The organism is Roseibium algae, assembly GCF_037783265.1.
Taxonomy (GTDB): domain Bacteria; phylum Pseudomonadota; class Alphaproteobacteria; order Rhizobiales; family Stappiaceae; genus Roseibium; species Roseibium algae.
This window is the reverse complement of record NZ_JBAKIA010000001.1, coordinates 220567-239637: the sequence shown is the minus strand read 5'-3', so window position 1 is coordinate 239637 and position 19071 is coordinate 220567. Positions and strand designations below refer to the sequence as shown.

Here is a 19071-nt window from a genome sequence, read left to right as displayed (position 1 = left end):
ACAGGTTTTGACCCTTTTTCGTATTGGCCTTGGACCGGTTGAACCTCAATAATTTAGGGCTGCACCTGGTCTTGCAGCGTGCAAGGGATTTTGTATCATTTTCCGTGTTGTGCTTTGAAAAGGTTGCCTTTTTCGGCGACCAAAATACAGGCTAGGGCGCATAGTCCATAAATGGCAAAGGCGAAGCCAAGTGGCTGGATCGTACCATCGAAGTATTGTCCCATGACATAGCCAAGCATCGCGCCACCAAGTGTTGTGACGAACCCGATGACAGATGAGGCGGTGCCTGCGATTTCTCCGAGTGGTTCCATTGCCATCGTGTTGAAGTTTGCCCCTATGAAGCCGAAGCAGGCCATGAGAAGAGCCGCCAGTATTGTGAAGATAACGAGGTTTTCGACACCCAATGTAGCTAGCGTCAAAAGCACAATGCCGCAGGCTGTGTATGCCAGTGTTGCTGTATGTGACAAACGGCGCATGCCGATGGCTTCAACCAATCTTGAGTTTAGAAACGAGGACACAGACATGGCGATGGCTATCCCGGCAAAAACGACTGGGAAATAGACGCCAAGGTCAAAAACATCGACGAATATTTGCTGGGACATGGTGATGAAGGAAAACAGTCCGCCAAAGACAAAGGTCGTCGCCAGCATGTAGCCTAGGCTGACTCTTGTAGTTATCGACTTAATGTAGGCTTGCAGGATGTTTTTGACATTGAATGGTGCGCGAGCGGACGGGGGCAAGGTCTCGGGCAAGCGGATCCAGCACCAGACAAGCATGATAAGGCCAGCGATCAGAAGCATTGAAAAAATCCAGTGCCAATTTGACATCAGCAAGATCGCCTGGCCGATTGACGGAGCCACAATAGGTACAGCCATGAAAATCATCATGACCAGAGACATGACTTTGCCCATCTGGCGTCCTGTGTAGCAATCACGCACGACAGACACGGCGATGACGCGCGTTGCGGCACAGCCAATGCCCTGTACCAGCCGCGCCAACAGGAGGTGGTCAAGCGTGTTGGACATCAAGGACGCAATGCTGGCCAGAGCGTAAAGCATAAGGCCGCCGAGGAGGATTTTCCGACGTCCGTATGAGTCCGAGATCGGGCCATAAAACAGTTGTGCGCCGCCAAACCCTATCAAGTAGGCAATGAGAACCTGTTGCCGATCATTTTCATTTGCAATGTTCAAAGCAGTGCCGATTTCAGGCAGCGCTGGCAGCATAACGTCCATCGCTAACGCGTTCAGCGCCATCAATGCTGCAATCATCACGACGAATTCTACGAATGGCATCCCCAGAGAGATCTGTGTCCCGGGAACTTTGGGGGAGCTTGGTGCGGGCATGAGCCCTCCTCGAAACGGGATTGTTTTGCTAACCACTGTGCATTTGTAATTTTATGTCTGTTAGCGCAATAGTTGTGTTGTTTAAAAGGGTATTCTTAGAGTGATTTCGTGTTTTATGACCTCAAAATGCACTGCGGAGTGCACTTTCGCTCAAGGTTGGCGTCAAGTCCAGCGTTTCATGGCTTCATCGTCAGCGTTTTTTGCCTTGACCCAGCCATCGTCTTGTCCTGAAGCCAAGTGTTCCTTTTTCCAGAACGGGGCTCGTGTCTTCAGGTAGTCCATCAGAAAGTCTGCAGCCTCAAAAGAGGCTCGGCGGTGGGACGAGGCTGCGATCACCAGCACGATATTGTTTCCGGGGGTAATCTTGCCGAAGCGGTGAATAACGGTCAGCCCGGTCAATGGCCATCGTCTACAAGCCTCTTCTGCAATGCGGGTCAACTCCGCCTCGGCCATTCCAGGGTAATGTTCCAGCTCAAGAGCTGATAGGCGGCCAGATTCATCGCGGCACAGTCCGGTGAAGGAGACAAGTGCACCGACGTCTTTTCGTCCTGCGGTGAGCCGTTGTCCTTCAAGTCCCGGGTCAAAATCTTCGGACTGGACCCGCACTGTGGGCGAGATCGGCGATTTCGTGCTCATTCTTATCCGCCTGTCATAGGGGGAAAGAAGGCAGCTTCGGTTGCGGTGCCAAGAACTTCATCATGCTCGACATGCATCTGATCCAGCGCAACGCGGATCGCTTCTTCTTCTTCAAAGGCTGCTGCGTGGCGATCATCAATCGTCTTGAGCAAAGCAATGAGGTCCGCCACCGTTTTGACAGAGTCAGGCAGATCCAGAGTTTCCTCTTCAATGCCTACCTTTTCGCGAACCCAGGCAAAATAGCGGATATTCAAGGAAGCAGCCCTCTAAACGAGATGTTGAACAAAAGACAGTTGGTCATTCCTCTATCAGGTGGCCGATGCCTGCCCGAAAATAATCATACCCAGTATACAGGGTGAGTATAGCTGCGAGCCAGAGCGCAATCAGGCCAGCAAGCACTGTTCCTGGCAAGACGGCCTCTCCAGCAGGTCCAACCAAAAGCAAGGCAATTGCGACAAGCTGAAATGTGGTTTTCCATTTTGCGAGCTGTGTGACGGGTACGCTGACTTGAAGTTCAGCCAGGAATTCCCGCAAGCCTGATACCAGGATTTCACGGCAAAGGATAATGATCGCAGCCACAAGAGACCAGCCGCCGATGGTTCCGTAGGCCGCTAGCATTAACAGGGAAACGGACACCAGCAGCTTATCTGCAATGGGATCGAGCATGCGGCCGAGTGCAGATTGCTGTTGCCATGCGCGTGCGAGATAGCCATCGAAAAAGTCTGTGATCGCGGCGACAACAAAAATACCCAGAGCAATCCAGCGGGCCATGTCGCCTTCAAAGTAAAAGCAAAAAGAGACCGCCGGGACTGCTGCAATACGTCCGTAAGTGAGGAGGTTTGGCAGGCTGAGAGCAACGTTGCGTTTCATGTGTGCTTTCGAACTCGGAGATGTCACGTCTTGATAGAGCGGACACAAGCATGGGGCCAATTGGGTGTCAACGGCGCTTAAGGCTTGCAGGCATCAGATTTTCGAAATGCCATGTAGGGCTATTCGAAAATTTTGCTTCCTTGTTGGTCGATCAGCAATTTTGCTTTCCGGACCATATGCTCCGAGGCTTCATCTGCATTGGGAAGGGTATCAGCTCGAATAAACATATGAACTTTGCGCTCGCCGGCATCTTCTTTTTCGATCCGCCCTGCAATTTGCCACTGACCGCCGATCTGACGTGGATCAGAGATGATTTCATAACCATCATAAAGCACTGCTGCGGAGGCTGTGGATTTTATTGTCTCATTGGATGAGCCAAAAAGCCCCTTGAACAGTTTGCCAAGCATGCTGCAATTCCTTCCGTGCACCTAAAGTGATCTTCTCTCCATATGGTCTATCGCGTTCGGGCTATCGCCTTCAAGCAGCAGTGCTGTTTTCAGCCCGTTTTAACTGAACGGATCTGGTCATTTGCCGTGTCCGGCATGGAAAATGGGCGATCTTGCTTCAAAGCGGCTGTTGTCAGGTCTGCGTCTTCAGGGGCCAAGGGGCCGAGGGCATCGAGCATTCTCGTCAGAACATCTTTGTGGCGTTTCCAGCGGCCAATGGACGAACTGTACATTGGGCGGCGGACCTGCATGTCCGAGAATGTCGTGACAGGGGTGTCGCCGTTGTAGAACTCCATGCATTGGTTCTGCCATTCAAGATCGGCTTCTTCGATGAGGCGCCGGCTTTCACCTTCCTGATTATGGACCAGTGTCTCATAGGTTAGAGTGTGCAGTCGCACAGGCAGTACTGAATACCAATGCTTCATCAAGCTGTCATAGGATTGGAAGTATGCGCCGACGCTTTCCTGTGTGCGGCAATAATTATGCGCAGGCGAGAGTGCATGGGACAGCAGGGAGATGCATGTGTCGGCTGGTGAGCGAACGCAATGGACGAAAGTCGCCTTCGGGAAGATCAGGGACATCAACCACAGCATTTCGAAATTATGCGGCATCTTGTCGGTGACCCGGCGTGCTCGCTTGTCGATTGCGCTGATGGTTTTCAGATAGTCGCGTGCCAGGAGTTTGAATTCAGCTGCGTCCATCTCTGTCAACTGACGCTCCAACGCCGCGCTAGGTGGCCCCATCAGGCCTAGGGTGTGTTGGGTCTGGCGAAAATACTCAAGCTCGCCACCGCTTGCAATTTCAGTGTGCCGGGCAAAGATCTGTTCAACAAGCGTGGTGCCGGATCGAGGCATGCCGAATATGAAAATCGGCCGCTCTGATGGGTCGCTGATGCCTTGTCTGGCTGCGAAATAGTCTTTGTTAAAGACCTGTTTCATGAAGGCCAGGCGATCTTCATGGGCAGCCTGATCGAATGGGTCATATCGCAGGCGGCGAGCCTTGCGATAGTGATCTGAGGCGTGCTGGCTGTCGCCAAGGTCGTGATATATTTTGCCTGCCGCCCAATGCAGTTCGGCCAGATCAGGTTTTGCTCTGGGAATGTCTTCAGCGATCAGGTTTTCGATCTGGTTGAGTGCGGGTGGTGCCTCAGTATGAGTTTGGGCAAAGGCCAGACGATGGAGCACGGAAGGAAGCTCCTTTCCGGCGGAAATGGCTTTTTCGAACCATTTAACAGCTTCGTCGATGTTGCCCAGTGATATTTCAAGTTGCCCTATGCCCAGCAGGCCATATCCGTTTTCGGGATCCAGCCGAAGAGCTCGCTCGAAACTTTGACGAGACAGGCCCGGTTTGTGCTGGAGGCGGTAAAGGTCTCCAAGATGTGCATGGAAATCAGCAGTTCGTGGTGCTAGTGCCACCGCCTTCTGAAGTGCTGTTCTCGCACCGGAATAGTTGCCGGTATTGAGCAGAGCCAGTCCCAGCAGCTGATGAACCTGAGGGTGCTTGCGGGCCGTGCTCGATGCGGTCTGCAGATAGCCAACAGCCACGTCAATTTCGCCAGATTGATACGCCGCTATTCCAAGAGAAAAATTGGCTTGAGGATGGCGTGGTTCGTGGCTGATTACTTCAGCAAACATTGCAAGGGCTACATCAATGCGGCCGGCATGCTGATGCGCAAGCGCATCCTGCGCGAGACGTGTCACGTTGGTGATCATGGGTTAGCCATTTTCTGGTGGAGCACAGTGAGGTCGCGACCACAAATTCGTTAGGTAAACTTAAAGGTTTACAAAATGTCGTAACTTGGGCTGAAATTCGGCGAAATTGGGGCAAGTTGTAACGGGGCGTACCTGCCATACTTTAATTTTCTGGCTAAGTATTTGTTTTGTAACAAATAATCATTCGGCAATACCATGCTGTCTCGCGACATGTTTGATACGCTTACGAATATGTGATTAGTTCGCCATCACAGCCGCCAGTGGTTGCAGAAGGGGCGCCCCTAGTCAGCCTTTAGCCTTCTGTCAGACCAGTGGCTTCGGCATAATGAAACATAGGTTTCATCTCCTCCTATCACGACCTGGGCACCTTCGTTGACGACGTTTCCGGCTGCATCCATTCGTGCGACCATAGTGGCCTTGCGTCCACACCAGCAGATTGTCTTGATTTCCCTGAGATTGTCGGCCAAGGCCAAAAGGGCTGCTGACCCTGGAAACAACTTGCCTTGAAAATCGGTGCGAAGGCCGAAACACATAACAGGAATGCGCAGTTTGTCGGCTACGCGGGCGAGCTGCCAGACCTGTTCTTCACTCAAGAACTGAGCTTCATCAATAAAGATGGCATGGATTTCACGGACCGCGCGTTTTGCCTCAACATGGGCAAACAGATTGTCTCCCGATCCAAAGATATCAGCGTCTGCTCCAAGGCCGATGCGCGAAGCGATCCTGCCCTTGCCTGCGCGGTCGTCGAAGGCCGCAATCAGAAGGAGGCTGTTCATTCCCCGTTCTTCATAGTTGTAGGCAGCTTGCAGCAAGACTGTTGATTTGCCTGCATTCATGGAGGAGTAGTTGAAATATAACTTTGCCATTGTGCTTTTGTCGTCGATCCAGAATCGCCAATTATGTTGGGGCGATTGTTCACACGGGGGTGAGCCGGCTCAATTGGGAAACACGACTTATGCAAGGGTTAGTTTCCCGATGTATTGCCTGATGCGCGCCCAGCTTCGCTCTCAGGCTGGATCACTGGAGCCTTCGTTGTATCGCTGAGTGCCAGATCGACAACAAGAGGCAGATGATCAGACCTGATGTCTGGTCCAAGGCTTACGTTCAGGATATCGATACCGGGTGAGACCGCGAAGTGATCAACGACGGCCCCCAAAAGCCAATGCAAGCGGTAGTCAAAGAAGAACCGTGTGGTCTGGGGGAACCCACCCGGAAAGGCGGTGGACATGTTCTGGTCTGTTAAAAACTTCAGAAAATGTCCGGACCAGGGAGACAGGTTCCAGTCTCCAATCACCAGTGTGTTGTTGGTTTCCGTTTTCTGAAGTCGGCTGACTTCACTGGTGAGCGTTTGCAAATATGTCTGACGATCTTGCCAGCGAGGCTTGGATCTTGGGCTGGCGGGATGGACGGCGAGGAGATTGAGAGGCGTTCCATCAACGTCGAGCGTCAAAGACATGATCTCGCGCGCGGCCTCAGAAGTCCCCTCAGCTTCGCCTGGGACCAGAATGGGTTCATTACGGAGAATTGGAAATCGTGAGAAAATGGCAATATCGCCGAGTTCGCCGACCGCGAGTTGGGACGGGTAAGCGCGATAGCCTGTCAGCTGGGTATTGTCCAACTGCCGACGTCGGCGTTCTTCCTGCCAGCGCCAGGCAACTTCTTCCACAATGATGACATCGGGCCGGACCTCTGCCAGATATGACGCCAACCCGCCGTCAGCGAGGAACAGACGTTCCAGATTGATTGAGACGACGCGAATGGATTTCCGGCCGGGCTCATTCAAGTGTTGCGTCTCATCCATGGGCTTGGACACTGTGGCGATACGGGCCATCATCAGGCCACCGACGGTCACCAGAAAAACCAGTAAAACCACGAGGATCTTGCGATAAAGCAGCGGCAAACGGTGTGGAACTGTGAGCCCTGCAAGCCCACCGATAAAACCGCAAATCCCAGCTCCCAGAAACTGACGCTGGAAGAAACTCATATTGTCGGTGAACCAAAAATTCGGCGCAATAAATGCGGAGAGGGCGAGCAGGCTGACGGCAATTCCGCCAATGAGGCCCATCCATCCGCTAAGAGAAATCCATCGAGACAGCAGTGGCTGTTGTCTTGGGTTGCCGGCAGAAGGTGTCTGCTGGCCAGTCTCATCGGGAGGAGAGGAATGCGACATCAGATCGGGTGTTCTTCCGGGAATAGCTGGATTTTGCTCTGCAGCATTTCCTAGCACTTGGGGATGTGTCTGTCTGCCTACTCGTGGAAATGATCGTAGACGAGTTTGGCAATCGCGGCTGAGATGCCCGGTACGGTAGACAAGTCTTCCATGCCTGCCTTGGAGACAGCTTTTGCGGTTCCGAAGTGGCGCAGCAAGGCGCGTTTTCGTGTCGGCCCGACACCCGCGATATCGTCGAGTGGATTTTTGGTGATGTCTTTCTTGCGCCGTGCGCGGTGAGAGCCGATGGCAAAGCGGTGGGCTTCGTCTCGCAAGCGCTGCACGAAGTAGAGAACAGGATCGCGTTCTGGCAACATGAAGGCTTGCTTGCCGGTGATGAAGAATTTTTCACGGCCAGCGTCTCTGTCCGGGCCTTTGGCTATGCCGACAAGGGGAACGTCGGTCAGCCCAAGTTCTTCCAGTGTCTCGCGTACGGCAGTAAGCTGGCCTTTCCCGCCATCAATCAGAACAAGGTCCGGCCAGGCTGGAATATCTGATGGAATTGGTGGGGCATTACTGATGTTTTCGCTGAGGATTGCTGGTTCGCCGGGGTTCGGACCGCCAGTGCTGTGTTCTGGCGCAGGTGGAGGTGCCGTCTGCGGCGCAATTTCGCGCGGGTGTTCCTTCATCAAACGGGAGAACCGCCGTGTCATGACTTCCCGCATCATGCCGTAGTCATCGCCCGGCACGAGGTCTTCTGACTTGATGTTGAACTTGCGATAGTGGCCTTTGGCGAAGCCTTCTTCGCTCGCGACGATCATGCCGCCAACAGCATTTGTGCCCATGATGTGGGAGTTATCGTAGACCTCGATACGGCGCGGCGGCGCCGGTAGATCGAATGCTTCTGCGACACCTTTGAGCAAGCGCGCCTGGCTGGATGTTTCGGCAAGACGGCGGCCAAGTGCTTCGCGCGCATTGGTCAGAGCATTGTCTACCAGCTCTTTCTTTTCTCCGCGTTTGGGTGTGGCCACTTCAACCTTGCGTTCGGCGCGCTGCCCGAGCGCTTCGGCGAGCAATGCCTGATCCTCAATTTCGTGGGACAGAAGGATCATTCTGGGCGCAGGTCGTTCATCATAAAACTGGGCCAGGAAACTCTCCAGAACGGCAGGTTCTTCAATTGTCTTGTCGGCCTTCGGGAAATAAGCGCGGTTGCCCCAGTTTTGTCCGGTTCGGAAGAAGAACACCTGCACACAGGTCTGGCCGCCTTCCTGATGGATGGCAAAGACATCGGCCTCTTCAACCGTTTGCGGATTGATACCTTGATGGGCCTGGGTATGAGACAAGGACGCCAGTCGATCTCGGTAAATGGCCGCGCGTTCGAAGTCGAGGGATTCAGAGGCGGCTTCCATCTGCTGGGCCAGTTGCTTTTTCACAAGCTGGCTGCGGCCTGACAGGAAAGCCTTGGCTTCGCTGACGAGGCCAGCATAGTCCTCTGCGCCTATCTCTCCTGTACAGGGGCCTGAGCATCGCTTGATTTGATACAGAAGACATGGGCGAGAGCGGTTCTCGTAGTAGCTGTCCGAACAGTTCCGGATCAAGAAGGCCTTCTGCAGAGCATTGATCGTGCGATCTACCGCGCCAGCTGATGCAAAGGGGCCGAAGTAATCGCCTTTGCGCTTCCGAGCGCCGCGATGCTTGTTAATGGCCGGTGAGGCGTGGTCGCCAGCAATCAGGATGTAGGGAAAGGATTTGTCGTCCCGCAACAGCACGTTGAAACGTGGGCGCAGTCGCTTGATCAGGTTGGCTTCCAGCAAGAGGGCTTCGGCCTCGGTCTCCGTAACCACGAATTCCATGGCAGCCGTTGACATGATCATGCGCATGATGCGGTTCGACTGTCCCTGCAACCGGGTGTAACTGGTGACCCGTTTTTTCAGGCTGCGCGCTTTGCCGACATAGAGCACATCGCCATTTTCATCGAACATGCGATAGACGCCGGGCCCCATGGGCAGACGCTTGACCTGATCAGCAATCACCTCCACGCCCTTGGGCACAGGAGGGGCTGCTGGTGCCTGCGTGTCCGCTGGGTCTGAGGTCATGTGTTCTGGTGTGGAGCTGTCTTGCATCAATCATTCCGGCTGTGCGCCGTTTATCCCAGTGCGGGTGTAGGTGTGAGTGTTGGCTAGTCTAACAGATTTTCTTCTACCGCAATCATTCCCCGACGCCGATCACATCCGGTGTTTGCCAGGCCAAATGTTGCCCGCCGTCCAGAGCGATCATTTGACCGGTCACAGATGGGCTGTCCCATAGATAGCGAACGGTGCGTCCGAATGAGTCTGGATTCGGGCCTCTGCCCAAGGGAACCGCACCGGTCTGCTTGTCAAATTCTTCCTGACTTTGGCGCTCGTTCTTGAAACTTGGTCCGGGCCCGATGGCGTTGACGCGAATGCGCGGGGCAAGCGCCTGTGCCAAAACCTGCGTCGCGGACCAAAGCGCCGACTTTGACAAAGTGTAGCTCATGGCTTGGGGTGTCAGCTTCCAGACCCGCTGATCGATGACATTGACAATCATTGCTCTCTTGTCCGCCGCAAGCCGCGTTGCCATGTCATTGGACAGGAAAAGAGGGGCTTTTGTGTGAATGGCAAAATGGGCATCAAAGAGGGCTGGATCGAGGCTTCCGATGCCATCATCTTCGAAGATCGATGCATTGTTGATCAAGATATCTGGCAGGCCGTATGGCACAGACGCCCGATCTATGAAGCTGGCCAGGTCATCAGGGTTTGTCAGATCGGAGGTGATCACCGCAGAGCTTGTTGGAAGCTCTTGTGCAAGCTGATCTGCCTTGGTCTTGTTGGCGTTGGCATGAAGGATCAGTTGCCAGCCATGGGCGCTGAGATCACGGGCGAGGGCATCTCCAAGGCGACTTGATGCTCCGGTGATTATTGCTGTTGTGGCCCTGCCAGTCATGATGTCGTCCAGTGCTGTTCTAAGGATGACATGAATACGCGCCAAACCGTGTATCAGATCGTTGGGCTGAACCAATAAACGGCAAAGATATAAAGGCAGTAGGACGAAAACAGCACGAAACCAGAAACCCTGCCCAGACAGACCCGGCGCGCTGCCAGACCCAGCAGGAGCATGGCGCAAGCGAGCATGACCCAAATGTCGAACTTCAGGATTTCTGCAGGAACATCGACGGGGACGACCGCTGTGGTGATGCCCATGATTGCCACGAGATTGAAGATATTGGAACCGATGACGTTGCCGATGGCAACCGCGCCGTGCTGGCGAACGGCGGCCATGACGGTTGTTGCCAGTTCAGGCAAAGAAGTCCCAAGCGCAATCACGGTCAGAGCAATCACGGCATCACTGACACCCCAATCCTGGGCAACAGAGGTTGCGCCTTCAATCGTGAAGTGCGCACCGAGTGGTAGTCCGATCAGGCCAAGGACAATGTAAACACCGGCAACCGCCATGGCGTCCGGAACACCTTCGACGTCTTCCAGACCTTCATTGCCTTCTTCTTCAGCGATTTTCGCCGCGGCAAAGTCTGAGGCCTTTTTTTCTTTCCGGTGCTTGAGGGCTGACAAAGCGGAATCACCCAGAAAGACGGCCAGCAATGCGAGCAAGATCAGGCTGCTGATGAGACCCAAGGGAGAGAAAAAGCAAAGGATTACGAAAATGATCGATACAGCGAACATGAAGATCGCGTTTTTCGTTGCACCATCCTCACCGCAAGGTGTGGCCGCGATCATGGCTGGCATGCCCAGTACGAGCAGCACATTTGCGATGTTCGACCCAACGACATTTCCGATTGCAATGCCACCTGCGCCTTCCGTGGCGGCTTTCAGCGAAATCACCAATTCGGGAGCGGATGTGCCGAATGCAACAATTGTAAGACCAATCACAAGGTTCGGAATGCCAAGACGCTGTGCCACGCCAACGGATCCTCTGACGAGAATATCACCGGCGATGATCAACACGACGAGGCCACCTGCGAGGCTTACATAGTCAAACAGCATCTAAGGGATCCGGTCAGGGTTGGTGTTAAACGAGAATCATCTCGATTGGTCGATGTGTACGTGGTGGCTGGCGCCTTATACGCAATAGATTGGTACGGCGAAAGCGGCCTACAAGTTATGTTTCTATCAGAAATGCGGATTGCCCCACTTGTTTACGCTTCATTCACCCTGTCGAACAATGACCTTAATTCGCCCTAAAGACTCCCCAATTGCTGACCTTAACGGCCACAAACGTCTGGCATACAGACTTCGGGGTGAGAATGGGGATGAGCCATATGGCCGTCTGCATTTCATTCGGGATAAGTTCATCTGGAGTAACATGATATGAAGCGTCTTGCATTTGCAGGTTTGACCGCAGTGGCTGTTTCCAGCTTCGTTGCGCCCGTTCTTGCGGCTGACCTTCCGCAGCCGGCGGACCCGGCACCGACATTCTACAATGATCCGGTTTCTGCTGCCCGCTTTGATTGGGGTGGAGCCTATGTCGGTGGTAATATCGGCTGGGGTTGGGGAGATTTTGATAATTCGAATGCCCCGGATACGGACGGCAATGGCATTCAGGGCGGTATTCACGCTGGGTATAACTTTATGGCAATGCCGAATGTCCTCGTGGGTGCAGAAGCTGATTTTCAGTTTTCCGACCTGGATGATACGGCGACAGCTGGCGGTGTTACGACTGAAACCAGCTCATCCTGGAATTCCAGCATTCGTGGCCGACTTGGCTACACCTTCGACCGGTTCCTGGTTTATGGAACGGGCGGTCTTGCGATTGCAGACCTGAACTTCAAGGCCAATGGCGCCAAGGACAGTGCAACAGCGGTCGGCTGGACAGCTGGCGCGGGTGTAGAAGGTGCGATCACCCAGAATGTGACTGCGCGTCTTGAATATGTGCATCAGGACTTTGGATCGCAGACGTTTGACATTGGCGGAACGCGCTATAAATCCGATCTTGATGACAACCTTCTCAGGGCGGGCATTAGCTACAAATTCTGATTTGTAGCTTCTGACGTGAAAAATGATTGGCCCGGTGCATCGCATCGGGCTTTTTTGTTACAACTGGTTACATGTTTTTCCGCAAATTTCTGCAGTGCGATGGTAGAAATTGATCAATGATTACACGCAGCTTATTTATTAAGCTGGAGCGTCGAGACTTGAGGGAGAATGGGATGCGGTTCCTGACACGGGGGTTGGTCGGTCTTTTGCTTTTGGCAATTATGGCGTCAACGATCAGCTACGGAGTTTATCGTGTTTATGTTGCGATGAACAAGGAGGAGGCCAGCCGTCGTTCTCCAGTCAGTGAGCGCACTTATGCGGTCAATGCCGCCGGGCTGGTGGCTGAGACTGTCACGCCTGTCACAACGGCCTATGGGCAAATTGAAAGCTGGCGCAGCCTTGAAATCCGGGCAAGTTCCGAAGGGCTTTTGGTTGGCGTCGCCTCCAAGTTTCGCGATGGAGCTTCAGTTCTTGGTGGTGAGTTGCTCGTCCGGATTGATCCTGCAGATGCTCAATCCGGGCTTTTGGATGCACAGGCTGGGCTCGCTGATGCGGAAGCGCAGAAAGCTGAAGCCGATGAAGCCATCGTTGTTGCTGAACAGGAACTGGATGCGGCACGCAAACAGCAGGTTCTGCGCCGTCAGGCTTTGGATCGACAGCTTCAGCTGCGCGAGAAAGGCTACTCCACAATGGTGCAGGTGGAGCAGGAACAATTGTCTCTTGCTGCACTGGAACAAGCCATGTCCAACCGTCTGCAATCTGCCATCACGGCGCGAAAGAAGATCGAGCGCATGGAGCTGGTGGTCGAGCGTGCGCAGATCTCAGTTGAAGATGCCAAGCGGACGCTGGAAGAAACGACGATCACGGCTCCTTTCGCCGGCACACTGGATCAGGTGAACGGCACACTAGGACGCAGGGTTACGCCGAGCGAAACTCTTGCCGTTCTGATCGATCCGACCGCACTGGAAGTTCGCTTTTCCGTGTCGACCGGTCAGTTCTCGCGGTTTCTGGATGAAAATGGCAGTCTCATTCAAGTGCCGATTGTTGCTGAACTGGATTTGGGCGAACGCACCATCTCGATCCCGGGAACCTTGGACAGGGCTGCTGCTGTCGTGGCTGCAGGTGAAGCCGGACGCAGCCTGTATGCATCTCTGGATGTTTCCCCGGATACAGCCCTGCGGCCGGGTGACTTCGTTACAGTGAAGCTTGAAGAACCGGCCCTGGACAATGTCGTTGTCATACCGGCATCGGCTGCCAGCGAAGATGGTCGCATCCTGGTGGTTGGCGATGATGACCGGCTGGAGGATGCGAGAGTGCGTGTACTCCGGCGCATGGGGGACGAGCTTGTTGTGGCCGATGTACCATTCGGGCGCGTCTATGTTCGGGAACGACTGCCTCATTTGGGGGCTGGTTTGAAAGTGACCCCACGGCTCGTAGATGAAGATGCCACTGCGCCTGCTCTGGGCAGCGAAAAGCCTTTACCCGAGGTGGCTGAGGATCTGGTTGTGCTTGAGCCTGCACGCCGGGATGCCTTGATTGCACGCCTGAACAAAAGCCGGATACCCGAGGATCGCAAGGCGCAGTTGCTGGATCTGCTGAAGCAGCCGGAAGTCTCTGCCAAGCTGGTGGACCGTCTTGAAAGCGGCGGGCAGCGAGGAGGCGAGCGGAGTTAGTCATGAAACTGTCGACCCCTTCCAAATTTTCATCCGTTTTTGACTATATGGTTCGTCACCGGACTGCCGCGAATTTGCTGCTTGCCTTAATGTTGCTGGGTGGCATTGCTGCGGGGCTGAAAATCCGGACGCAGTATTTCCCGGATATCATCCATGAAAGCGTGACTGTGACGGTGTCTTGGCCCGGAGCTGGGCCACGAGACATGGATCTGTCTGTTGTGGAGCTTTTGGGGCCATCGTTGTTGGCGGTCGAAGGTGTGGAAGAAGGCAGCTCCCTTGCCCGTGAGGGCAGTGCCACGATGACGCTTGAATTCGAGGCTGGCTGGGATATGGGCCAGGCTGTTGACGACGTAAAGGCAGCTGTGGACCAGGCCCGCTCAAGCTTGCCAGCAGACGTCGACGAGCCGACCGTTGTGCGCAGGGCATTTCGTGATCGGGTGACCAATGTCGTGATTTATGGGCCGGTCGATCCGGACCAGCTTTCGCGATACGCCGAAGACCTGCAGTCCGCGTTGTTTCGTGCTGGGGTGACCCGTGTCAGCATCACAGGCATCTCCAATCCGGTTGTTCGTATCAATGCCTCTGAGGCGATGCTCATTCGGCATAACCTGTCCCTTCGGGACATCGCAGAGGTCGTTGAATCCGAGATGGAAACGACCCCTGCAGGCGATGTAGCCGGAGGGGCAGCAAGACTGCGCACAGGCCAGACCCGGCGGTCTGAGCAGGCGCTGGGTGAAATCGTCCTGCGCTCGCCTGCGGATGGTGAGAAGCTTGAGCTGCGGTCTGTTGCCAGCATCGTCACTGAGGGACCGGAAAGCGGCAAGTCTTACTCTCATAAGGGCTTGCCGGCCGTGCTTTTGCGCGTTGATCGTGATGCCGCAGGCGATACGATTGAAATTCAGCGCATTGTTGAAGCCATTGTCGCGGATGTTCAGGCGGAGTTGCCTAAGGGCGTTGTTGTCCAGTTGACCCAAACCCGGGCGAAGAACATCGTCGACCGGTTGAATATTCTGGTCGAGAACGGGATATTCGGCCTTGCCCTGGTGGTTGGGTTTTTGTTTCTTTTCCTGTCGTCTCGCACGGCCTTTTGGGTGGCCGCAGGTATTCCGGTCGCCATGGCAGCGACGATTGCGCTGATGTATGTGTTCGGCATTACGTTGAACATGTTCTCCCTCTTTGCCCTGATTATCTGCCTTGGCATCGTCGTTGATGACGCCATCGTCGTGGGGGAGCATGCCGATTTTCTGGCGCGCAAGGGATACAGCCCGACGGATGCGGCGATCTTGTCTGCAAAGCGCATGGCAGCGCCGGTGCTGTCAGCATCTATCACCACGATCATTGCATTCTCCGGGCTTCTGGCGATTGGTGGGCGCTTTGGCGAGTTGATTGCAGATATTCCGTTCACAGTGGGATTGGTGCTGGTCGCAAGTCTGGTGGAATCCTTCCTGATCTTGCCCGCTCATATGCGGCATGCTTTGGCTGCGGATCAGAAGCCAAAATGGTACGATTGGCCTAACAGGGCCTTTAACAAAGGCTTCTCGCGGTTCAAGCGCAGCTTGTTCCGCCCTTTCATCAAGTCTGTCATCGTCTTCCGGTACCCGGTGATGGGCGTTGCGGTGATGATCCTGCTGATCTCCGCCAGTCTGTTTTTTGACGGTACTGTGCGGTGGCGGTTCTTCAATGCGCCTGAGCGCAATGTCATCAACGCCAATATCGCGATGATGCCCGGCGCGAGCCGGGAGGACACCAAAGCCATGCTGGCCGAAATGGAACGGGCACTCGATGAAGTTGATCAGCGCTATGGTGAAAAATACGGCCGTACGCCGGTTTCCTTTGCTCTTGCGACCGTTGGAGCCAATGCGGGCTGGCGCTCTCTGAGTGGGGCAGATACCAAGGATGAAGACCAGCTTGGCGGGTTGTCTATTGAGTTGATTGATCCGGATCTGAGGCCTTATTCCGCCTTTCGGTTTATTGGCGATTGGCAGAAGGAAATTCGCAGAGGGCCGCTGTTGGAGACCCTTGCCCTGCGCGGTGGTCGATCTGGCCCTGGCGGCGATGCTATTGATGTCAGGCTGTATGGCTCTTCAACGTCTGAGCTCAAGGAAGCGTCCGAGTATCTGAAACAGGCGCTTGGGGCCATGCCGGGCGTCAGTGCTCTGGAAGACACTCTGCCCTATGACAAGGCGGAGTTGAGCCTGAAACTTACTCCGAAAGGCGAGGCGCTGGGCTTCACCACGGATCAAGTCGCCAGTGTGCTCAGAGACCGCCTGGAAGGCATTAAAGTGGCCGAGTTCCCGGTCGGCCGCCGAACGGCCACGGTCAAGGTGAACTTGCCCGAGGACGAGACGGATGCGGCTTTCGTTTATGATACGCGGCTGAAATCTCCGACGGGGGCCTATGTGTCCCTGAGCGAAATTGTCGACGTTGAAAGCAGCTTTGGCTTTGCCTCGGTGCGGCGGGAAAATGGCCTGCAGACGCTTAGCGTGACCGGCGATATTTCCGAGGATGATCCGGTTGCAGCCGATCGTGTCATCTCCATGCTGCGAGATGTGTTGTTGCCTGAAGTGACGGCCAGATATGACGTTAAAAGCGAGTTGTCTGGGCTAGCCGAGCAGGAGCAGGACTTCCTGTCTGATGCGGTGATTGCCTTTGCATTTTGCCTTGGCGGAATTTATCTGACCCTGTGCTGGATCTTTGCGTCCTGGACGCGACCTATGATCATCATGCTCATCATACCTTTTGGCCTGATCGGTATGATCTGGGGGCATCATTGGCATCAGTTGCCGTTGAGCATGTTTTCCATCATCGGATTTATCGGGATGGCGGGGATCATCATCAATGACAGCATCGTGCTTGTGACAACAATTGATGAGTATGCCGGAGATAGGCCGTTTCGACAGGCGCTGGTTGATGGTGTCTCAGATCGTCTGCGCCCGGTCGTTCTGACCAGTGCAACAACCGTGTTTGGTCTGGCACCGCTGTTGTTCGAGACCAGCCGACAGGCTCAGTTCCTGATGCCAACGGTAATTACGCTGGCTTATGGTTTGGGGTTTGGCTTGTTTGTGGTCATTCTGGTCACCCCCGCGCTGCTTGCAATCCAGCATGACTTCGGTGGTTTCCTGCGTTCCGGCAGGAGGCTGGCACGGCACGGAATGAAGCGCAGAAAAGCGCTGGGCAGCGCGTGAGCCAGTTAGAGTAACCGGAGCGCGTCCAGACTGAGCGATGCAAGCTCCGTCTGGACGCGTCGTGTTTCAAAGTGCTTCGCTTGATTAGCGGAGCGGGCTTTCCTTGTCCGGGATTGGAGCAGGGTCAACACGTGTTGCTGCATAGGACGGAACGGCGGCTTCAAAGGTGTCGAGCCAGGCGACCAGTTTTGGATAGTTTGCGCGCCATTCTCCGCCGAAGCGCAGGTCCAGATAGCCAAGAGCACAGGCCAGTGCGATGCTCCCTGCGTCCGCGTCGTCCTGGGTCTTGAGGTTTGCTGGAGGTGTTGCTTCCAGCATGTTGAGGGCACGGGAGACCTTGGCCGACTGATAGTCTGTCCAGTCCTTGAAACGGAATTCCTTGGGACGGAAACGGCTTTCATAGACTTGCGAAATACCCGCATCCATCATGCCATCTGCGAGCGCCTGCATGGTCAGCACGCGGAAGCGAGCGGCTCCTGTTGGAAAAATTTTGGCGCCACCGGCCATATGGTCCAGATATTCCACGATCACCCGGCTGTCGTAGAGAGCACTGCCGTCTTCTAGGATCAGAGCAGGAATTTTACCGAGAGGGTTCTGCTGGCGAATGCTGTCTTCCGGAGACGCTGTGTTGGTTGCCTCGACCGTGATCTGGTCTTTCAAGCCGAGAATGGTTGCAGCCAGTTTCGCCTTGCGGCCAAACGGTGAAGCGGGAGATGAGCGGAGAACAAGCATGTTGAGACCCTTGTAATGTCTGGTCCAGAGGGTTCTGGAGACCAATTGAAGGTTTCTAGATATTGGGTGAGAGATGTTGCCAGAAGCGAGGGGTAAGTGTGGACCTAAAATCCGTTTATTTCGGCGGTGACACAGAGATCTTGCTGGCCCTGCAGCCAGACCGGTCGACTGCGCGACACGTGCGGAACTTCAAGTCTTTGGTCAGGCAAATTTTGACTTCCTTCAGATCACCCTTGGAACATGTGACGGCCATGGCTGAATCGTGCAGACCCGGATTTGCCAATCGGAAGGCTTTTTCAACCGCATCAGGTGCGATCCGCCCTGTTCTATTCAAGCTGCTAAAGGCGGCAGGAATGTGTATTTTGTTAAAGGCGGCGCGGGTTTTATCGAAGTAATCCTGTGGATCCAGACCTGAGCAAGTCCCGTGTTTACGCCATTGATGAGCAGCCAGGCTTCTGCTTGGCATGATATCCAGAATATCTGTCACCGTGTGCCGGCTCGGGCCGTTTTCCCGTGTTCGGCAGAAGTCTGGCCAGCCACGCTCATATTGCGGCCAGAGGCCATGGACAACAAACCTATGAGGCTTGGATGCACGACACTGTAATGGGTCTGCATTTCGTCCCTTTGCCTTGCAATAGGTTGGCGACCATGAGAGCGACAAAACGTAATAGTCAAAGTCACCAGAGGTTCCACCGGCCTTCGCCACGGGAAGATAAAGCGCTGTGAGACCGGCAAGGCCTATCGCCAGTGACAAACCCAGTTTGATAAGACCCTGAGGCAACGCAGTGCCGAGACCGGAGCGTATCATGAGTGACTACCGATAACTTGAGTTTCAACGCGGCATGGTGGTGCTGCAATGTGCGCCGTAGATGTGCCATTCGTCGAGAGAGGAAATACAGGCGTCAACCTTCCAACTTACGCCTACAAATCCAGCATGTTCGACAAGCTTGTAGTGAACCGTCTGTTGGGTTCCATCAGTCAGTGTTGCGGTACCGGTGCAGAACCGGCGGGCAAGTGGACTGACACCATCGTCACGGCCATTTATTTCCCGGATGTCATCAATGCCGGTAACGGTGCGGTGGACGGCGTAGTAGGCCTCAGCTCGTGCCAGTGCGCCTGAGACTGCAGACTGAACGGAACCCGACGTGCATGCGGGCAGGCGGGAGTCGTTTGTTTCAGAAGCGGAAACGGGGCCAATCAGAAATGCGGCGCTGAGAAACAACGCAGAAATGGCGAAATTGGCAATGCGAAATTGAGTCACGGTCATCTCTCCGAGCCAGTTGAATAATTCGTCAGACGATGGGGGAGCAGATGCT

17 protein-coding genes are annotated in these 19071 nt (G+C 54.6%); 3 read left to right on the top strand and 14 right to left on the bottom strand.

The genetic code is table 11. The features are described 5' to 3' along the window. Nucleotides 1-95: 95 nt before the first annotated feature. The 11 genes from V6575_RS01075 to V6575_RS01025 all read right to left on the bottom strand — a co-directional run bounded on the left by V6575_RS01075 (nt 96) and on the right by V6575_RS01025 (nt 11175). The gene (locus tag V6575_RS01075) at nt 96-1292 is read right to left on the bottom strand and encodes a multidrug effflux MFS transporter (RefSeq protein WP_340272703.1); all 1197 of its coding nucleotides are present in this window, start codon (nt 1290-1292) and stop codon (nt 96-98) included. A 213-nt stretch (nt 1293-1505) separates the two neighbouring features. Further along, nucleotides 1506-1979: a molybdenum cofactor biosynthesis protein MoaE gene (locus tag V6575_RS01070; protein WP_340272140.1), complete on the bottom strand. Its 474-nt coding sequence runs from the start codon at nt 1977-1979 to the stop codon at nt 1506-1508. A gap of 2 nt (nt 1980-1981) precedes the next feature. After that, complete coding sequence (moaD, locus tag V6575_RS01065) at nt 1982-2233, bottom strand: molybdopterin converting factor subunit 1 (RefSeq protein ID WP_340272139.1); 252 nt, start codon at nt 2231-2233, stop codon at nt 1982-1984. A 43-nt stretch (nt 2234-2276) separates the two neighbouring features. Further along, nucleotides 2277-2849, bottom strand: coding sequence for a CDP-diacylglycerol--glycerol-3-phosphate 3-phosphatidyltransferase (gene pgsA, locus V6575_RS01060; protein WP_340272137.1), 573 nt, complete (start codon nt 2847-2849; stop codon nt 2277-2279). A gap of 119 nt (nt 2850-2968) precedes the next feature. Next, nucleotides 2969-3256, bottom strand: coding sequence for an HlyU family transcriptional regulator (locus V6575_RS01055; RefSeq protein ID WP_340272136.1), 288 nt, complete (start codon nt 3254-3256; stop codon nt 2969-2971). 89 nt (nt 3257-3345) lie between these two features. Continuing rightward, nucleotides 3346-5007 carry a tetratricopeptide repeat-containing sulfotransferase family protein gene (locus V6575_RS01050; RefSeq protein WP_340272135.1) on the bottom strand — a complete coding sequence of 554 codons (1662 nt, stop codon included), beginning with the start codon at nt 5005-5007 and terminating at the stop codon, nt 3346-3348. 281 nt (nt 5008-5288) lie between these two features. Further along, a complete protein-coding gene (locus V6575_RS01045; protein WP_340272134.1) occupies nt 5289-5873 on the bottom strand; it encodes a thymidine kinase in 585 nt (194 codons plus the stop codon). A 98-nt stretch (nt 5874-5971) separates the two neighbouring features. Beyond that, nucleotides 5972-7177: an endonuclease/exonuclease/phosphatase family protein gene (locus tag V6575_RS01040; RefSeq protein WP_340272133.1), complete on the bottom strand. Its 1206-nt coding sequence runs from the start codon at nt 7175-7177 to the stop codon at nt 5972-5974. 77 nt (nt 7178-7254) lie between these two features. Then, entirely contained in the window at nt 7255-9252 is a 1998-nt protein-coding gene (uvrC, locus tag V6575_RS01035) for an excinuclease ABC subunit UvrC (protein ID WP_340272702.1), read from the bottom strand. Nucleotides 9253-9364: 112 nt separating this feature from the next. After that, nucleotides 9365-10120: an SDR family oxidoreductase gene (locus V6575_RS01030; RefSeq protein ID WP_340272132.1), complete on the bottom strand. Its 756-nt coding sequence runs from the start codon at nt 10118-10120 to the stop codon at nt 9365-9367. 53 nt (nt 10121-10173) lie between these two features. Beyond that, nucleotides 10174-11175: a calcium/sodium antiporter gene (locus V6575_RS01025; RefSeq protein ID WP_340272130.1), complete on the bottom strand. Its 1002-nt coding sequence runs from the start codon at nt 11173-11175 to the stop codon at nt 10174-10176. Nucleotides 11176-11499: 324 nt separating this feature from the next. Here V6575_RS01025 and V6575_RS01020 point away from each other — a divergent pair, with 324 nt between their 5' ends. From V6575_RS01020 to V6575_RS01010, 3 genes are all read left to right on the top strand, one after another. Continuing rightward, nucleotides 11500-12165 (top strand): outer membrane protein, encoded by a 666-nt coding sequence (locus V6575_RS01020; RefSeq protein WP_340272128.1) that lies wholly within the window; start codon nt 11500-11502, stop codon nt 12163-12165. 173 nt (nt 12166-12338) lie between these two features. Beyond that, nucleotides 12339-13838 carry an efflux RND transporter periplasmic adaptor subunit gene (locus tag V6575_RS01015; protein WP_340272127.1) on the top strand — a complete coding sequence of 500 codons (1500 nt, stop codon included), beginning with the start codon at nt 12339-12341 and terminating at the stop codon, nt 13836-13838. Between the two features lie 2 nt (nt 13839-13840). Then, nucleotides 13841-17023: an efflux RND transporter permease subunit gene (locus V6575_RS01010; RefSeq protein WP_340272126.1), complete on the top strand. Its 3183-nt coding sequence runs from the start codon at nt 13841-13843 to the stop codon at nt 17021-17023. An 84-nt stretch (nt 17024-17107) separates the two neighbouring features. Here V6575_RS01010 and V6575_RS01005 read toward each other — a convergent pair whose 3' ends face one another. The 3 genes from V6575_RS01005 to V6575_RS00995 form a co-directional block, all read right to left on the bottom strand. Further along, entirely contained in the window at nt 17108-17755 is a 648-nt protein-coding gene (locus tag V6575_RS01005) for a glutathione S-transferase family protein (protein WP_340272125.1), read from the bottom strand. Between the two features lie 115 nt (nt 17756-17870). Then, entirely contained in the window at nt 17871-18563 is a 693-nt protein-coding gene (locus V6575_RS01000) for a ribonuclease T2 family protein (RefSeq protein ID WP_340272124.1), read from the bottom strand. 24 nt (nt 18564-18587) lie between these two features. Beyond that, nucleotides 18588-19016, bottom strand: a complete 429-nt coding sequence (locus V6575_RS00995; protein WP_340272123.1) for a cytoplasmic protein — start codon at nt 19014-19016, stop codon at nt 18588-18590. Nucleotides 19017-19071 lie beyond the last annotated feature (55 nt).